We start from the raw sequence: 14624 nt of genomic DNA, 5'->3' as shown, positions 1-14624 counted from the left end.
GGGAAATGCCGGGAACACCTGGCGTCCTCGCGGGCTTCACCCGGTATGAGCGAACTTCTGTCGCCAGGATGGCAAGAGCGGCACGTATGGGTTGGCGACGTACGGCTGCACGTCGTCGAAGCCGGCCCTGCGGATGGAGCACCCATAATCCTGCTCCATGGTTTCCCGGAGTTCTGGTGGGCGTGGCGAAACCAGATCGATAGGCTGGCGGACGCGGGATTGCGCGTAATCGTGCCAGACATGCGCGGCTATAACGAGAGCGATAGGCCCAAGGGGGTGCAAGCTTACGCAGTACGCAAACTCGTGGGCGACGTGACCGGCCTCGCTACGGCGTTGGGATATGAACAATTCGCGCTGGCCGGGCATGACTGGGGTGGCCTGGTGGCCTGGCACGTTGCGGCCCGGCACCCAAGCCGCGTCACGCGCCTCGCGATCCTCGATGCACCGCACCCGGACGTTTGGAGCCGTTTCTCGATGCGCCACCCCACCCAAGCGTTGCGCAGCGCTTATGTCGCGTGGTTCCAGTTACCACTCTTGCCAGAGACGATGCTGGGCGCTCTCGATTTCGCCATCCTGCGCGCCACGATGAAAACGAGCGCCAAAAGCGGTATCTTCCCGCGTCATGTTCTCAGCCACTATGTCGAAAGCTGGAGTGGACACGGCGCGCTCACGGCAATGCTCAACTACTATCGCGCGCTGAGCATACCCGGCGAAGCGCCGATCGACCGCATCCGGTGCCCAACGGCGATCATTTGGGGAGAGCGCGACTCTTTCCTCGACAATCGCCTGGCGCGCGAAAGCGCCTCGATGTGCGATGCCGCGTCGATGACCTTAATCCCGGAGGCTACGCACTGGCTGCATTTGGAGCAGCCAGCGAACGTGGCCGATCAGCTACTGGCGCTTGTCCGCCAGGAACGGCCACCTCTAAGCTGAAGAACTCTCACCGCCGTTTTTGGGCAAGGCCCGGGAAGTCGGGCGGCGACAGTGGTTCTTATGCGCTCAACGCTGCACGTGGTTCCCTTCAGGAGAACTTGCCGGCCTTGGCGATCTCATTCACAGGCTTGCGATTGCTGGGAACCTCCCGCTCCTGCAGGAAATCCGGCAGGATCTCCTTGCCCGCTGCCTTGCCGATCACGAAAGCGGCCTCAAGGCGGTGATCGGCTGGGATGCCAAGCGCTGCCTCAGCCTCGCCGAACTTGATGCCGGTCATCCCGTGCGTGTGATAGCCAAGCGCCTGCGCCTGAATCGCAGCGAGCATCCACGCAGCGCCCGCATCAAGGCTGTGACTGTGATTGTCCGTGTTGCCGCCCTCTGCGCGCATGTACTTGTCTGACACCAGGTAAACGAGCGCCGAAGCGTCCTTTGCCCATCCCTGATTGAAGTCGATGAGTTGCGACAGGAACAGGTCCCAGTTCGCATCACCGCGCCGGGCGTACAGGAATGTCCAGGGTTGCACATTGTAGGCGGAAGGTGCCCAGCCCGCGGCCTCGAAGATAACGTCGAGGTCTTCCTGTGGGATCTCGCTGCCATCGAAGGCGCGCGGGCTCCAGCGATTGACGATCAGCTTTTCGACCTTGGGATGTGCTATACGACCGGTCATGAGAGTATCCTTTCGAATTTCGAGATGTGTTCAGGCTGCGTCGACGAGGACAAGTTCTGCATCTTCCAGAGCGGTAACAGTGATCGCGTCGAGACCGGTGATGGCGACACCATCTCGGGCGTTGGCCTCGACGTCACCGACTTTGATCTTGCCGGTGGCAGGCACCAGGTAGGCGTGCCGGTCGGCGCGGGTCGTGTAAGTCACGCTCTCGCCCGCCTTAACGGTAGCCCCCAGTACGCGAGCATCCGCACGGATCGGCAAGGCATCGTCATCAGCCATGCCGGAGGCAAGCGTCACGAATTGTCCGTTACGAGCATCTTTAGGAAACGGACGGGCGCCCCAGCTGGGTGCCTCACCCCTGCGGTCGGGGAGTATCCATATCTGGAAGAGCGTGGTCTCCTCATCCTCAAGATTGAATTCGGAATGCTGAATACCTGTACCGGCGCTCATCACCTGAACGTCGCCCGCCTCGGTGCGACCTTGATTGCCCAGGCTGTCGCGATGGGTGATCGCGCCTTTGCGCACGTAAGTGATGATTTCCATGTCGTTGTGCGGGTGAGCGGGAAATCCGGATTGGGGGGCGATCGTGTCATCGTTCCAGACCCGCAGCCGGCCCCAGTTCACCCGGTCTGGGTCGTGGTACGAGGCGAACGAGAAGTGATGGTGAGCGTCCAACCATCCATGGTTTGCAGCGCCGAGGCTTTGGAAAGGCCGAAGTTCGATCATGGCTTCCTCGTGAGTGAGTTTCAGTTCGTGAGTGGAATATGGCCCTAGCGCCGCTATCCAATAAGTGAGATAAATCAGCCAAAGATGTTCGAAAGAGTTGAATGGTTGATCTCGTCCCACCGAGTCTGGACCATTTGCGCGTGTTCCTGTGCGTCGTGGAGGAAGGCAGCTTTAACGCTGCCGCGCGCAAGCTGGGGCGCGCGATTTCGGTTGTCAGCTATGCCATCGCTCAGCTCGAGGCTCAGCTCGACGTGCGGCTGTTCGACCGCGAGGGTTCGCGTCGTCCGCATCTGACGGACGCTGGGATAGCACTCGTTGGCGAGGCTCATGCGATCTCGGACACTGTCGATGCGCTGCTCGCCAAAGTTCGAGCCCTGCGGCAAGGACTGGAAGCGGAACTCTCCTTGGCGGTCGACGTGATGATGCCGGGCGAAGCCCTGGCTCGCCTCCTGCGCGAGTTCCAGGCCATGTACCCCAGCGTTGCGCTGCGGCTGCATGTGGAGGCTTTGGGAGCGGTTGCCGCTCTGGTGCTGGATGGCCGGGCAGACCTGGCAATCGGCGGCCCTGACATTCTGGACTTGCCCGAGATCGAACGCGAAACGGTCGGTGCGGTCGAACTGGTGCCCGTCGCAGCGCCGGGACACCCCCTGAGCACCTTGGAGCGCATCCCACCGGGCGAAGCGCGCAAGCACTTGCAACTGGTGCTGACAGACCGTTCACCGCTCACCGAAGGACGCGATTTCTCGGTCTTCAGCCCACGCACCTGGCGTCTGGCAGACCTTGGCTCCAAGCACATGCTGCTGAAGGAAGGCATCGGTTGGGGTTCGATGCCGCGCCACGTCGTCCGGCATGACCTTGCGAGTGGAGCGTTGGTCGAGCTGACTTTACCAGAACGACCGGCCATGGATTATGCCCTTGTCGCGCTCTGGCGTAAGGATACGCGGCCGGGTCCGGCGGGAACCTGGGTCCTGGACAAGCTGCCAGTGCTGCTCGCGCAATGCCCGCGCTGAGCCAACACGCGCACCGACGATTGCCTCGCGCCCATCCGCACCCCACCTTCGGCATATGACAGCCACTCGACTTACCCGCCGCTCCGTAATCCGCCTCTCGCCACGCTCCGGCGCTGAGGAGGCCGTAGCCCCGTTCCTGCAGGGGCTCGTCACCTCTGACGTGCAGGGCACCCTGCCAGTGTGGGCGGGGCTCCTCAGTCCACAGGGCAAGGCGCTGTTCGATTTCATCGTGTGGGGCGACGGCGACGATTACCTCCTGGACTGCGAGGCTGAGGCCGCCCAAGCGCTGGTGAAGCGCCTCTCGCTCTATCGCCTGCGCCGCGCTATCGACATCGCTGTGGATCCCTCGATCGCGGTTCACTGGCGTCCCGACCATAGCGAAGGTGGTACCCCAGACCCGCGCTTGCCCGTTCTCGGCGTTCGCTGGCTAAGCCCTGCTTCTGACGAGGACGCTAGCGCGGATGAGGCATACCTGACCCACCGGCTCAAGCTGGGAGTCACGGAGGGGCAGGCCGAGCTTGGAAGCGATGCCACGCTTTGGCTGGAATGCAACGCGGTGGAGCTGCACGGCGTCAGCTTCAGCAAGGGGTGCTACGTCGGGCAAGAGAACACCGCCCGGATGAACTGGCGTCAGAAAGTGAATCGGCGACTTGTAGTCGTGCCTCTCAGCCAATCCGAGCTCAAACGGCAGCGCGCGGCCTACCCAGAGCTTGGGTTGGCCGTCGACCACTTGCGGATCGATGACATCAAGCCGGAAGTCAGTCCCCCCTGGCTGATCCTTTCAACCGGCGACCCTGGGGAATAACCGAGCGTTTTCAGGCGTGAGCCGCGCCACGAGATACGCTGACGAGATCTGCCAGCTTGTCCGCCAGGACAGCCACGTAGCGTCGGGCGTGCCGCCCCTGTGTGCGTGCGAGTTGGAAGGGCGAGCCGATCTCGCAGCTGGGCTTGAAGCCGGACTGCTGCAGTATCCGCGCTGAAGCGCTCGATTCCGAAAAGTCGTTTGCGATGACGCGGCGATACCCCAGCGTACGCGCCTGAGTCAGCACCGCCCGAACGGCTTCAGCGGCGTATCCTTGCCCCTGGTACCCTCGCACGATCCAGCAGCTGAGTTCGACTTCCGCCCCGGCGCGCGCCAGCCCTACGCTGCCAATGACCTTGGCACCGCCCTCCTCGCGCAAGTTGATCAAGAAGTGCGGCAAACGGACGTCGCGCGGCCGCCTTAGGTACGAGCGCACCTCTGCTGGGGTATGTGGAAGTTCCGGCCCGCCGATGCTGCGCTCAACAGCGGCATCGTCCACCACCTGAACCAGTTCGTCAAAGTCCTCCGGCCAGCCTGGCCTTAAGAACAACCTCTCCGTGCGGATGAACATGTTATCGTCTCCGTCATTCCCGCCTGAGGATGCTGCACTGATTCGGTGGCGAATGCACCTACAAAGCGCCGAAACGAACATTCGGAGCGACTACGTTCAAGAACCCCTCAGGACTGCGAAAGAAGCCCGGTTCAGGCCGCTCGCATGTCGGGCTGACACGCCACGCCAGCGTCACCATCGCAGTCGCTGGCCGATTCGAACTCGATCGCATACTCGCGCGCCGGAAAGGCACCGCCGCGTGCCAGGCTGTGGCGCTCGACGACTCGGTCTGTCTGCCGAAAGCCAGCTTTCTCAAGAACCCGAGCAGAGGCGGCGTCGTTTGCAAATGGGCGAGCAGCGATTTGCCGATGGCCGAGTGTTCGCGCCAGCCGCAGCACCGCGCTTGCCGCCTCGCTGGCGAATCCGCAGCCCCAACTGTCAGGCGCGATCCAGAACCCGAACTGCGTCTCGCCATCCTCGGCCGCCAAGCCGGTGCCGCCGATCACACGCGAGCCCCGCGCGTTGGGCAAGGTCACCAGGAAGCAGGGGTGGCGTCGATCCTGCGGACGCGCGACCGTCGCGCGCGCTGCTTCCGGCGTGTAGGGCCACGGCATACGAGCAAAATTGCGCACGATCCGCTCGTCAGCAATAGCCGCGTACAGTTCCTGCCAATCCTCCGGCCAGGCCGGGCGCAGGAACAATCGCTCCGTGCGAATGAACATGAAAGTCTCCGTTCAAAGGCCCCCGCCGCGGTCCAGCTAGACCAGGCGGATGACACAGGCGTTACGCACCTGCGCGGCAGGAACGCACGCCTGTCGCATCGGTGCCAGCTTGACAAAAGGGAGACACAAAAAAAAGGGAGCGGGGGTGGCCCTCTCCCTTCCATCTGGCCGGAGTTCCCGCTCTGGGGAGCCGGCTGGGCCATCCCGAGGGACGGCCCTTTTACAGCCGTCCGTTATTCAGCAGCTTCTGCCATCATGTCTACCGACACGTATTTGCGGCCGAGCTTGCCATCATGGAAGCGCACGCGGCCTTCCGCGAGAGCGAACAGGGTGTGGTCCTTGCCCATGCCCACGTTCACGCCCGGGTACACGCGAGTGCCACGCTGACGGATGATAATGTTGCCGCCGATCACTTCCTGACCGCCGAACTTCTTAACGCCGAGGCGGCGGCCAGCTGAGTCGCGACCGTTGCGCGAAGAGCCGCCTGCTTTCTTGTGTGCCATTTCAATCTACTCCGAATTTCTTCGATCAGCCGACCGAGACGATACGCAGCAGAGTCATCTGCTGGCGATGGCCGTTCTTGCGACGATAGTTGTGCCGGCGGCGCTTCTTGAACACCACGACCTTCTCGCTCTTCGCCTGTGCGATGATCTCGGCCGAGACCTTCACGCTACCGGCGTCGGCGATTTCGCCGTCCTTGCCCGCAAGCAGAACGTCACCCAGCGTGATCGTCTCACCAGCTTCGCCAGCCAGCTTTTCAACGGCGATCTTGTCTCCGGCGGCGACCCGATACTGCTTGCCGCCCGTGCGCACTACTGCGAACATGGTGCCCTTACCCAATCTCAAAATATGCCCGATTAAGGGCCGAAACAACCTGCCCCAGCCACTGCAGCTTTCATAAGGAAAGCGCCTGCGGGCGACGTGCCGGACATCCCGTGCAGGCACGGGTGGCCGGAAAGAGTGGTGCCGTTAATCGAAGCGTGGCGGTGAGTCAACCAAGCAGTCGCTTTGCAGTTGCTTCGGCGCGGATTGCCTCTCGCCGTGAGCGACAGTCATGCTATGGCTTAACAATGATGCGCGCAACCGACCGCTCGATCCCGGCCCTTGTATCGCTGCCCCTCTCGTTAGGTGCTGTACTGCTCATCAGCGCATGTGCGGGATCGCGCGCCTATCCCTCACTCGCCGTGCGAGACATCGAGCGAGTGGAAGGCAGCGCTTCCGCCGCGTCTGGCAGTATCGAAGCGCCGCCGGCCCTGCCTGCTCCCACAGCTGATCTGACCACGCGTCTTGCAGGACTCGTCGATATTGCGAGCGAAGCTCATGAAAAGTTCAAATCACGACAACCTGTCGCCGAGCGCGCCATATCCGGTGTCGGGGGGGCAATCAGTGACAGCTGGACCAATGCACAAGTTGCGCTTTCCAGCCTTCAGGCTGCGCGAAGCGGCGTCCTGACATCTTTGGGTGAACTCGATCAGCTCTATGCTGACGCACGCATCGCCAATCCTGAGCAGGTCAGCCCCACGGCGGCCGCGATCGAAGCCGCTCGCAGTCAGGTGGAAAGTTGGGTCTCAAGCGAGAATGCCGTGATTGAACGGCTTAGCGCGCGTCTGAGATAGCGATCGGACAAGCCCCCCTTTCCGACGTGGCGGAAGAGGGGCTGTCTTAAATCCATTGCAGGAAACGCCTCAGGTCAAAGCGACAATCGTCGCGATCACGAGTGCCCACACCGTGATCAGCACCGGGAGGATCAGCACCTGAACCGCCGCTTGGCGCGCAGTCAGGCGGCCTGTCATTGTTTCGATACCGCCGTGGGTGAACTGGCTCCAACTAAGTGGCGATGTGTCATTGTGCGGTTTCATCTTTGCCCAGTAGCCGGCAAGACCAAAGCCGAAGGCGACAAAACCCGCGAAGATAACGACCGGTATCGCCAGCTCGGGATTCATGAACGTCGTGCCCATCACACCAATAAAGGCGAGGTACAGTGCGACGGTGGCGACATAAAGTGCGGTAGGAAGGCCGAAGTTACGATCAACTCGGGTTCGGACCGGGGCCGTCGTGACAACGGCAATCTTGTTCAGTTCGAGATGAGAGAGACTTTGGACCATGACGGACCTCCTTTACTAGAGGCGGTATGGTCGCGAATGCAGCTACACACCTTGACCCGAATCAAACGACCCCGAGAATCTCTCATGACCAGCGCGCGATATCCTCATAATCTTCTGCGCGCGGCTCGACCCACCGCCACTGCCCCGTGACCTTCTCACGCTTCCAGAACCAGCTTTCTGATTTGAGGTGGTCCATGGCGAAATCAGCGGCCTTGAATGCCGCGCGCCGATGGCGAGAGGCGGCTGCCACGAGAACGATGGGATCGCCGGGGCTCATAAGGCCGCTGCGGTGGATAATGAGCAATCCCTCAAGGTTCCAGCGGTCAAGGGTACGATCCGCAAGTTCGCGCATGGCGGGAAGCGTTAGTGGATCGTAGTGCCGGAGCTCCAGCGCCTCCACCGCGCTCTCCCCTGCCTCGGCGCGCACTTGGCCGATGAAGCTGGCGACACCACCCGCTCGCCGGTGCGCGGCGGTAAAGGCGGTCATTTCACGCCCCGCGTCGAACGGCGCGCTCAAAAGCCGAACATCCGCCGCACCCTGCGCCACGTCAGCCGCCGCTAACCGGCGGGAGGAACGCCACTTCGTCCCCATCCTTCAGCACGCCCGCGTCTCGATCATGGACCAGAACGCCGTTCAGCGCACATTTGATTCGCTCGCCACTAAGTGCAGCGGCGAGGTCTGGCTCCAGCGCATCGATGATCTGCGAGACCGAGCTTACCGTCGGCACCTCCCTCTCGGGCTCACCCGCAAGGTCCTCCAAGCGCCCAAGAAATACGAGCTTGAGTGGCACGTCAGCCGCCGGTCATCGACATGTGGCGCGCGAGTGCGGGCGCTTGCCCGCGCGAATCGATTGCAAAGTTGTGACGCGCTGGCTTGATCTTCATGGCGGTGTCTAGCCCCTCGGCAAGCGCCGCCTGCGGATCTTGCGAGCGTAGAGCTGCTCGCAAGTCCACCTGCTCACTGCCACCAAGGCATGCAAAGAGCTGCCCCGTCGCGGTCACGCGGATACGATTGCAGCCTTCGCAAAAGTTGTTGGTGAGCGGGGTGATAAGACCCAGGCGGCCACCTGTCTCCTTCACGTCGAAGTAGCGAGCGGGCCCACCGCTGCGGTGATCCGAGGCGGCAAGGGTCCAGCGCCGTTCAAGATCGTCCTGAACGGCGATCAACGGAAGGTAGTGATCTATGCGGTCTTCCTCGACGTCGCCCAGCGGCATGACCTCGATCAGCGTCGCTTCGAACCCCTGTGCATGCGCCCAAGCCACGAGATCAGCGATCTCACCCTCATTGATGCCCTTGAGCGCCACAGTGTTGAGCTTTACGCGAAGCCCGGCCGCCTTTGCAGCAGCCAAGCCTTCCAGCACCTGCGGCAGCGAGTCGCGGCGGGCAAGCTGCGCGAACTTGGCGCGGTCGAGCGTATCCAGCGAAACATTGATGCGGCGTACGCCTGCTGCGAACAGATCCTCAGCGAACTCGTTAAGCCGCGTGCCATTCGTGGTGAGTGTTAATTCTTCCAGACCGCTTCCGATCTTCCGACCGAGCGCCCGGACCAGTTCCATCATGTCGCGCCGGACCAGGGGTTCACCGCCTGTGAGCCGGATCTTGGTGATCCCGCGGTCGATGAAGCCAAGCGCCAGCTTGTGCAGTTCCTCAAGGCTCAACACGTCCTTGCGCGGCAGGAAGGTCATTCGCTCTGGCATGCAGTAGGAGCAGCGCAGATCGCAGCGATCGGTCACGGACAGGCGAAGGTACGTGATTCGCCGCTGGAACTGATCCACAAGAGGAGCGAGCGAGCTGGTCATCCTGAAGGATATAGCATCGCCCCCGCCCCGGTTCCATCGAGCGGCAGCAACTGCCCTGTCACTCCCGGAGCGCAGCTCAAGTAATCCGCTGCCGCCTTGATCGCATCTTCACTCCCGCCGGCGAGCGCGTTGACGCGGGCGGGCGCGTGAGCACGAGCCAATTCCTGGACAGCGGCACGCTGCCAGGCGTGATGCGTTTGATCGTCAAGTTCAAACACCAGCACCACATCGCCGCCCCGCGCAAGCTGCTCCCGCACCCGAGGCAGAAGCTCTGAATAGAACTGTGCAGAGGCGGCGAGTGGCTCTTTTGCCGATGCACCGACGCGCATCAGCACCATCAGCGCCTCTCGCGTGTCAGCGTTATTCCGATGGACTCGCCCGCCTCGGCAATAGCCAACTTGATGATCTTGACGGTTACCGCCTCGATCCGTTCATCCTGCACGAACAAAGTCTCGCAGATGTGATCGGCCACCGCCTCAATCAACTTGAAGTGCACGCCCTGTGGCAACGCCTCGGACGCTGCGAACTTCAGGTCCATGTAGTTCTTGCTGGCGGATAACGGCGTATCAGGCGCGTAATGCGCGATTGGCCTCATCTTTGCCGAAATCGTGATTTTAAGGGGCTGCGGCTTTCCGGTTTCCTCCGAGTAGATTCCGGTGAGCACGTCGACAACAAAGTCGGCAACTTCAAGAGTGAGCGAATCGGCCATGGCGCCCTTTAGCCCGGATTGTGCCAACGCGCGAAAATTGCGGTGGGAAGCAACCTGCCGCCCTCGCCTTCTTCGCGGACCGCGAGCTCACCGTGTTCTACCGTGCCTGGCAAATCGGCAAACAGCTCAGACACAAGCCCCGCAAGCGCCAGCGATGACATCCGCACTGCGTAGACAGTGAGGAACAGGAAACGGCTGTCGGCATCGAGCAGCCGCCGGCAATCCGCCATGAGCGCAGGGAGGTTCTCCTCCAACCGCCAGGTTTCACCGGTGGGGCCGCGGCCGAATTTAGGCGGATCGAGGATGATGCCGTCATAGCGCCGGCCCCGCCGCACCTCGCGCGCAGCAAACTTCGCGGCATCATCGACCAGCCACCGCACCGGCCGATCCTCCATCCCGGAGAGCGCGGCGTTTTCACGAGCCTGCGCCACCGACTTCTTGGACGCATCGACGTGGGTCACGGCGCCATTGGAAGACAGCGCCAGAGTGCCAACGCCGGTATACCCGAACATATTGAGCGTCGATGCCTCGCCGGCGCCAAGCGTGCCGCGCATCCAGTCCCATACCGGAGCCATGTCCGGGAAAAACCCGAGGTGACGAAAAGGCGTACACTGCGCGGTGAAGGAAACGTCACGCCATGCGAGCCGCCAACCCTCTCGCGGTACCGGTCCGGCAAATTGCCAGCGTCCGCCGCCATCCTCGTCGGACCCGGGCACAAACTCCCCGTGAGCGTCCCAGTCATTCAACCGGGGCGACCACATCGCCTGCGGTTCGGGCCGAACGAATCGGTAACGTCCATAGCGCTCCAGCTTGCGGCCATGTCCTGAGTCGAGCAGGCCGTAGTCGGCCCAGCCCTCGCCCGTAAGGATCAGCGGATCACTGGAAAGCTTCGCCATCAGCCCTTCGGAACCGCGTGCATGGCCACATATTCCGCCACCGCCTCATACTGCCCAGCCACAGTCGCGCAGCGCTCCTCGCGCTCGAACAGGTCGCCGACACGCGTCGGCAGACCGGGCCGCTGCCCGGTCGCGCGTTCCACTGCCTCAGGGAATTTCGCCGGGTGGGCAGTCGCAAGTGTGACGACTGGCACGTCTGGCGCAAGCCCGGCGTTGCGCGCGCCGTGGAGCGCGCAGGCGGTGTGCGGATCGATCAGCTCTCCGCAGTTCTCCCATGCCCAGCGGATCGCGTGAGCCATCTCGTCGGCGTCCGCCCTGCAGCTCGCAAACAGCGCTGCTGCTCCCTGGCGCTGGGCGTTCGTAAGCTGCATCGCCTTGCTTGCCTCGAAGCCGCTCATCTGCGCTGCCACCGCTGCGCCATCGCGTCCGCCGAGATCGAACAGCAATCGTTCGAAGTTCGAGGAGACCTGGATGTCCATCGAAGGTGCCGCCGTTGGCGTGACCGTACCTTGCGAATAGTCTCCGCTTGCCAGAGCGCGATGCAGGATATCGTTAACGTTGGTCGCGACGATCAGCTTTTCGACAGGCAGGCCCATCTGCTGCGCTACGTAGCCTGCGAAAACATCGCCGAAGTTGCCGGTGGGCACGGAGAAGGCGACGGTGCGCTCCGGTGCCCCGAGTTGCAGCGCCGTGGCGAAGTAGTACACGACCTGCGCCATAAGCCGTGCCCAATTGATCGAATTGACGGCGCCGATTGCGAACCTGTCCGTCACCGCACGATCGTTGAACATGCGCTTCACGATCGCCTGGCACTCGTCGAAGCTCACGCCTTCCAATGCCAGGTTGTGAACGTTGGGCGCGAGCACCGTGGTCATCTGCCGGCGCTGGACGTCGCTGACCCGCCCCTTCGGGTGCAACATGAAGACGTCTACTTTGGATCTACCCGCGACGGCATCGATCGCCGCCGAGCCGGTATCGCCCGATGTCGCGCCGACGATGGTCAGGTTGCGGTCCGAGCGGCTGAGAAACTCCTCAAACAGAAGCCCCAGTAGCTGCAGCGCCACGTCCTTGAAAGCAAGCGTCGGCCCGTGGAATAGCTCCATCAGCCAATTCTGAGCGTCGAGTTGGACCAGCGGCGTCACCGCCTTGTGCGAGAACCGGCCGTATGCGGCTTCGCACAGTTCAAGCAGGCGCTCGGGGGTTAAGCTTCGACCGACGAACGGCTGCATCACCCGAGCGGCAAGTGCCGCGTACGGCAGACCGCGCATGCCGGCAATCTCGGCCTCGGTAAAGCGCGGCCACTCGCGCGGAACGTAAAGCCCTCCGTCGCTGGCAAGACCTGCCAGTGTGGCGCCTTCAAAATCGAGCGCCGGCGCGCTTCCTCTAGTGCTGACGTATTCCATCACCTGCGCGCCTAGCGGCAGCAGCAGCCCGGCGCAATGGCGCTGGATACGCGAGCGAACGACCCGTGCTTAGTTCGCAGCTCGGCGTCTGACAGCGATGACAAAGATAACCAGCGCGGTCGCGGCAAAGAAGAACCACTGCACCGCGTAGGCCATGTGATTGTTGGGGAGTTCGGACGGGTCGGGCGTTTGGTTAGCCTCCAGGCCGGCCAGAGGTGGGTCTGCCACCAGCCGCGGCCCGGGCGCAATCACACCTTGCACCACACCGCCACCCCAATTGTTCTGCGCCGCAGGATCGCGCGACCAGCCCAGCACCACCTTTGCGCGAGAGCCATCGGGTAAGACGCACTCAACAGCCTGCGCGAGACCCGATTCGCCACTGGCGTTCCTACCGGCAATTGCGGTTCGCCCGGTCACCCGCATGCACAGGATGCGCGAGCGACGATAGAGCATGGCCTGCGCCCCCTCGTCGGCGGGCCAGGCCACAGGTGCCGATGAAGCATCTGCCGCCGCATAGCGCGCCAGCAGGGCTTCCTTTTCGCCCGCACGGCTGAGTTGCCAAAAGCCGAGAGCAATCATCACGGCGACAGCAGCCGCAACCAGCAGTGTTGCGAATACCGGAATCCGTTTCGACTTCATCGCGCCTTTTCCTGTTGAACGCTTGCCTCCCGATCACCGCTCGTGTTCACGCGATGCAATCAAAGCTAGCAACGAAAAGGGCAGCCGAAGCGATCTTCGGCTGCCCTTCCGTTTTGGTACAATGACCTATCATCAGTGCGTGGGATAGCCCCAACCGCCCCACACGTAGACCGTCACGAAAAGGAACAGCCACACCACGTCGACGAAGTGCCAATACCAGGCCGCCGCTTCAAAACCGAAGTGCTGCCGGGGGGTGAAGTCACCCCGGTTCGCCCGAACCAGGCAAACGATCAGCATGATGGTGCCGACGATCACGTGGAAGCCGTGGAACCCGGTCGCCATGTAAAAGGCCGAGCCGTAGGTGTTCTCACCGAACGGGAAAGGCGCGTTGGCGTATTCGAACGCCTGAATGAACGAGAACAGAATGCCGAGCAGGATCGTCGCCCAGAGCCCCTTCTTCAGACCGTCACGGTCGCCGTGAATCAGTGAGTGGTGGGCCCAGGTGATCGTCGTGCCCGAGCAAAGCAGGATCAGCGTGTTCAGCAAGGGCAGATCGAACGGGTCCATCACGGCTTCGATCGCCTTTGGCGGCCACTGCCCGTCGACAACTTCTGCAAGCGGCGATGGGAACAGCGAGAAGTCGAAGAACGCCCAGAACCAGCCGACAAAGAACATCACCTCGGAGGCGATGAACAGGATCATGCCGTAGCGCTGATGCAACTGCACGACCGGGGTATGATCGCCTGCGTGCGCTTCCTTCACGATCTTGGAAAACCACAAGAACATACTCGCCAGCAGCAATGCTAGACCAAGCCAAGGAACAAACGCTCCGCCTGGCATGTCATGCATCATCAGCACCATGCCGGTGGTAAAGACCAGGGCGCCAGCGGTTGTCGCGAGCGGTGCAATGTCGGGTGGAAGGATATGATAATCGTGATTTTTGCTGCCGGCCATCTGCCTTCGTCCCTGTTGATCGCAATCCGCAGCCGCCGCCGCGAGTGATGTTGACTGAGCGCCCTTAACTTCCCGACCCGGTCCGGTCCAGTGCCTTTGCTCCGCTGTTGATGGCGGGATGGAAGGTGTAGCTGAGCGTGATTTGCTGCACGTCCTTTGCGTCAGGATCGTTCAGAATGGCCGGGTCGACGTAGTAGAGCACCGGCATCCGGATTTCTTGGCCAGGCTCCAAGCGCTGCTCGGTGAAGCAGAAGCACTGAATCTTGCTGAAGTACTTGCCGACGTATGCCGGTTCGACGTTGAAGGTCGCGGTGCCCGTGATCGGCTCGTCGGACGTGTTCTTCGCCCAGAATATCGCCATGTCGCGTGCTCCAATGGTAACACGGTCCGTGCGCTGCAGGGGCTTGAACTCCCATCTCATCCCTCGCTCGACGTTCGCGTCGAAGCGGACGGAAATCGTATCGCTAGCCGCCTGCACCTTCGCGGCGGCCTCATCGGTAACTCGCTGCGTTGTGCCGCCAAACCCCGTGACTTGGCAGAACATCCGGTACAGCGGCACCGAGGCGAAGCCGAGGCCAAGCATCGCGCCAGCGACAGCCAATCCGATCAGAGCCGTCCGCCGATTCCGGTCAACGGTATGAGCAACATGCGCCGACATCGGCTCAGCTCATCTTCGCTAGCGAAATAAAGAACACCAGGATTACGAAT

The 14624-nt window shown here is 62.3% G+C and carries 21 protein-coding genes; 4 read left to right on the top strand and 17 right to left on the bottom strand.

Going from position 1 to position 14624, the window contains the following annotated elements:
- The first annotated feature begins 45 nt into the window (after window positions 1-45).
- Entirely contained in the window at window positions 46-933 is an 888-nt protein-coding gene (locus tag ABVV53_RS07855; RefSeq protein ID WP_353983839.1) for an alpha/beta fold hydrolase, read from the top strand.
- 88 nt (window positions 934-1021) lie between these two features.
- Here the strand turns inward: ABVV53_RS07855 and ABVV53_RS07850 are convergent, their stop codons facing one another.
- On the bottom strand, window positions 1022-1600 hold the full coding sequence (locus ABVV53_RS07850; RefSeq protein WP_353983838.1) for a nitroreductase family protein: 579 nt from the start codon (window positions 1598-1600) through the stop codon (window positions 1022-1024).
- Window positions 1601-1630: 30 nt separating this feature from the next.
- Window positions 1631-2326, bottom strand: coding sequence for a pirin family protein (locus ABVV53_RS07845; RefSeq protein ID WP_353983837.1), 696 nt, complete (start codon window positions 2324-2326; stop codon window positions 1631-1633).
- Window positions 2327-2427: 101 nt separating this feature from the next.
- Here ABVV53_RS07845 and ABVV53_RS07840 point away from each other — a divergent pair, with 101 nt between their 5' ends.
- Together ABVV53_RS07840 and ygfZ are read left to right on the top strand one after the other, a co-directional pair.
- The gene (locus tag ABVV53_RS07840) at window positions 2428-3336 is read left to right on the top strand and encodes a LysR family transcriptional regulator (RefSeq protein WP_353983836.1); all 909 of its coding nucleotides are present in this window, start codon (window positions 2428-2430) and stop codon (window positions 3334-3336) included.
- Window positions 3337-3391: 55 nt separating this feature from the next.
- Window positions 3392-4141 (top strand): CAF17-like 4Fe-4S cluster assembly/insertion protein YgfZ, encoded by a 750-nt coding sequence (gene ygfZ / locus ABVV53_RS07835; RefSeq protein ID WP_353983835.1) that lies wholly within the window; start codon window positions 3392-3394, stop codon window positions 4139-4141.
- 10 nt (window positions 4142-4151) lie between these two features.
- Here ygfZ and ABVV53_RS07830 read toward each other — a convergent pair whose 3' ends face one another.
- From ABVV53_RS07830 to rplU, 4 genes are all read right to left on the bottom strand, one after another.
- Window positions 4152-4709, bottom strand: coding sequence for a GNAT family N-acetyltransferase (locus ABVV53_RS07830; protein WP_353983834.1), 558 nt, complete (start codon window positions 4707-4709; stop codon window positions 4152-4154).
- Between the two features lie 131 nt (window positions 4710-4840).
- Complete coding sequence (locus ABVV53_RS07825) at window positions 4841-5410, bottom strand: GNAT family N-acetyltransferase (RefSeq protein WP_353983833.1); 570 nt, start codon at window positions 5408-5410, stop codon at window positions 4841-4843.
- A gap of 233 nt (window positions 5411-5643) precedes the next feature.
- Complete coding sequence (rpmA, locus tag ABVV53_RS07820) at window positions 5644-5913, bottom strand: 50S ribosomal protein L27 (RefSeq protein WP_353983832.1); 270 nt, start codon at window positions 5911-5913, stop codon at window positions 5644-5646.
- Between the two features lie 25 nt (window positions 5914-5938).
- A complete protein-coding gene (rplU, locus tag ABVV53_RS07815) occupies window positions 5939-6235 on the bottom strand; it encodes a 50S ribosomal protein L21 (RefSeq protein ID WP_353983831.1) in 297 nt (98 codons plus the stop codon).
- Window positions 6236-6480: 245 nt separating this feature from the next.
- Here rplU and ABVV53_RS07810 point away from each other — a divergent pair, with 245 nt between their 5' ends.
- Window positions 6481-7026: a hypothetical protein gene (locus tag ABVV53_RS07810; RefSeq protein ID WP_353983830.1), complete on the top strand. Its 546-nt coding sequence runs from the start codon at window positions 6481-6483 to the stop codon at window positions 7024-7026.
- 69 nt (window positions 7027-7095) lie between these two features.
- On the opposite strand, the gene ABVV53_RS07805 is transcribed toward ABVV53_RS07810, so the two are convergent.
- The 11 genes from ABVV53_RS07805 to ABVV53_RS07755 all read right to left on the bottom strand — a co-directional run bounded on the left by ABVV53_RS07805 (window position 7096) and on the right by ABVV53_RS07755 (window position 14574).
- Window positions 7096-7515, bottom strand: a complete 420-nt coding sequence (locus ABVV53_RS07805; RefSeq protein ID WP_353983829.1) for a hypothetical protein — start codon at window positions 7513-7515, stop codon at window positions 7096-7098.
- An 82-nt stretch (window positions 7516-7597) separates the two neighbouring features.
- Window positions 7598-8107 (bottom strand): molybdenum cofactor biosynthesis protein MoaE, encoded by a 510-nt coding sequence (locus tag ABVV53_RS07800; protein ID WP_353983828.1) that lies wholly within the window; start codon window positions 8105-8107, stop codon window positions 7598-7600.
- Window positions 8064-8306 carry a MoaD/ThiS family protein gene (locus ABVV53_RS07795; protein ID WP_353983827.1) on the bottom strand — a complete coding sequence of 81 codons (243 nt, stop codon included), beginning with the start codon at window positions 8304-8306 and terminating at the stop codon, window positions 8064-8066. Before ABVV53_RS07795 ends, ABVV53_RS07800 begins: the two co-directional genes overlap by 44 nt.
- Before the next feature lies 1 nt (window position 8307).
- Window positions 8308-9315, bottom strand: a complete 1008-nt coding sequence (gene moaA / locus ABVV53_RS07790; protein WP_353983826.1) for a GTP 3',8-cyclase MoaA — start codon at window positions 9313-9315, stop codon at window positions 8308-8310.
- Entirely contained in the window at window positions 9312-9653 is a 342-nt protein-coding gene (locus ABVV53_RS07785) for a Rossmann fold domain-containing protein (RefSeq protein WP_353983825.1), read from the bottom strand. The genes moaA and ABVV53_RS07785 overlap by 4 nt, the downstream gene beginning before the upstream one ends.
- Complete coding sequence (locus ABVV53_RS07780) at window positions 9653-10024, bottom strand: dihydroneopterin aldolase (protein WP_353983824.1); 372 nt, start codon at window positions 10022-10024, stop codon at window positions 9653-9655. Before ABVV53_RS07780 ends, ABVV53_RS07785 begins: the two co-directional genes overlap by 1 nt.
- Before the next feature lie 8 nt (window positions 10025-10032).
- Window positions 10033-10920: a class I SAM-dependent rRNA methyltransferase gene (locus ABVV53_RS07775; protein ID WP_353983823.1), complete on the bottom strand. Its 888-nt coding sequence runs from the start codon at window positions 10918-10920 to the stop codon at window positions 10033-10035.
- The gene (gene thrC, locus ABVV53_RS07770; RefSeq protein WP_353983822.1) at window positions 10920-12323 is read right to left on the bottom strand and encodes a threonine synthase; all 1404 of its coding nucleotides are present in this window, start codon (window positions 12321-12323) and stop codon (window positions 10920-10922) included. The genes ABVV53_RS07775 and thrC overlap by 1 nt, the downstream gene beginning before the upstream one ends.
- Before the next feature lie 69 nt (window positions 12324-12392).
- Complete coding sequence (locus tag ABVV53_RS07765; RefSeq protein WP_353983821.1) at window positions 12393-12962, bottom strand: SURF1 family protein; 570 nt, start codon at window positions 12960-12962, stop codon at window positions 12393-12395.
- A gap of 132 nt (window positions 12963-13094) precedes the next feature.
- Window positions 13095-13916: a cytochrome c oxidase subunit 3 gene (locus ABVV53_RS07760; protein ID WP_353983820.1), complete on the bottom strand. Its 822-nt coding sequence runs from the start codon at window positions 13914-13916 to the stop codon at window positions 13095-13097.
- A 64-nt stretch (window positions 13917-13980) separates the two neighbouring features.
- Entirely contained in the window at window positions 13981-14574 is a 594-nt protein-coding gene (locus ABVV53_RS07755) for a cytochrome c oxidase assembly protein (protein WP_353983819.1), read from the bottom strand.
- Window positions 14575-14624: the final 50 nt, after the last annotated feature.

Origin of the sequence: Novosphingobium kalidii (assembly GCF_040534015.1) — a bacterium.
GTDB lineage: Bacteria > Pseudomonadota > Alphaproteobacteria > Sphingomonadales > Sphingomonadaceae > Novosphingobium > Novosphingobium kalidii.
This window is presented reverse-complemented; position numbering and strand designations above follow the sequence as displayed.